This window comes from Litorivita pollutaquae (genome assembly GCF_003205515.1).
GTDB classification, from domain to species: Bacteria; Pseudomonadota; Alphaproteobacteria; order Rhodobacterales; family Rhodobacteraceae; genus Litorivita; species Litorivita pollutaquae.
This window is the reverse complement of record NZ_KZ826503.1, coordinates 1-1,434: the sequence shown is the minus strand read 5'-3', so window position 1 is coordinate 1,434 and position 1,434 is coordinate 1. Positions and strand designations below refer to the sequence as shown.

1 protein-coding gene is annotated in these 1,434 nt (G+C 64.2%); it reads left to right on the top strand.

The genetic code is table 11. The features are described from left to right. Positions 1 to 1,434, top strand: a 1,434-nt coding sequence (locus DI396_RS16335; RefSeq protein ID WP_110797479.1) for an acyclic terpene utilization AtuA family protein, incomplete at both ends; no start/stop codon positions are given.

Below are 1,434 nucleotides of genomic sequence, written 5' to 3'. Positions count from 1 at the left end.
TATGTCTGATGGAAAACTGCGCATTGGGTGCGCCTCAGGTTTTTGGGGCGATACGCCCGAAGCGGTCGGCCAATTGGTGACCAAAGGCGAGATCGACTATCTGGTGTTCGATTATCTGGCCGAAGTGACAATGTCGCTGATGGCGCGGGCGCGGGCCAAGACGCCGGAGGCGGGTTATGCACCGGATTTCGTCAAGGCTTTGGTGCCCTGGCTGTCCGAGATCAAATCCAAGGGAATGAAAGTTGTGGCCAATGCCGGTGGGGTCAACCCGCGCGGTTGCCGCGATGCACTGGCCAAAGCCGCCGCAGAGGCGGGCATTGACCTGTCCATCGGCGTGGTTCTGGGCGACGATTTGTCGGCGCAGGCCGATGATATCCGCGCCAGCGGCCAGACCGAGATGTTCTCTGGCGTCGAGTTTCCCGATGACATCTGGAGCATGAATGCCTATCTCGGCGCCCGCCCGATCGCGACGGCTTTGGATGCCGGCGCCGATATCGTCATTACCGGACGTTGCGCCGACAGCGCCGTGGCGCTTGGCCCCTTGATGCACGAATTTGGCTGGGGCGACGATGACTGGGACAAGCTCAGCCAGGGCTCGCTCGCGGGCCATTTGATCGAATGCGGCCCGCAAGGGACGGGCGGCAACTTCACCGACTGGCAGGATGTGCCGGGTTGGGACAATATGGGCATGCCCATTGTCGAAGTGTCCGAAGACGGCAGTTTTATCATGACCAAGACGCCCGACACCGGCGGGTTGGTTGTGCCCGGCTCGGTTGGCGAGCAGATGCTGTATGAGATCGGCGACCCGCGCGCTTACCTGCTGCCCGATGTGATCTGCGACTGGTCTGATGTCACGCTCGAACAGGTCGGCCCCGATCAGGTGCTGGTCAAAGGCGGCAAAGGCCTCGGGCGCACCGGCAGCTACAAGGTCTCGGCGACCCATGCCGATGGCTGGCGCGCGGTGACCACGCTGACGCTGGCGGCCATTGACGCACCGGCCAAGGCCGAGCGCGTGGCCGAGGCGATCCTGACCCGCTGCCGCCGGATTTTCCGCGACAAGAACCTTGGCGATTTCCGGCAGGTCAGCACCGAGGTTCTGGGGGCCGAGGCCGCTTATGGCGCCAACGCCCGCGCCCAAACGCGCGAAGTGGTGCTGAAGATCGGCGCCGCGCATGACGACCGGCGCGCGCTCAATATCTTTGCCGGAGAAATCGCGCCGATGGCCATTTCCACCGCGCAGGGCCTGACCGGGTTCTTTGCCGGACGGCCCAAGGTGCAACCGGTGGTGCGGCTCTTCTCCTTCCTGCAAGATAAATCCGCCACCCCCGTCGCGGTCGAGGTCGACGGCAAGGATGTGCCCGTCACCATTGCGGCCAAGGCTGTCGCACTTGAGGCGCCCGCCGCGCCACAGGCAGAAAGCCGCGATGCTGGTCC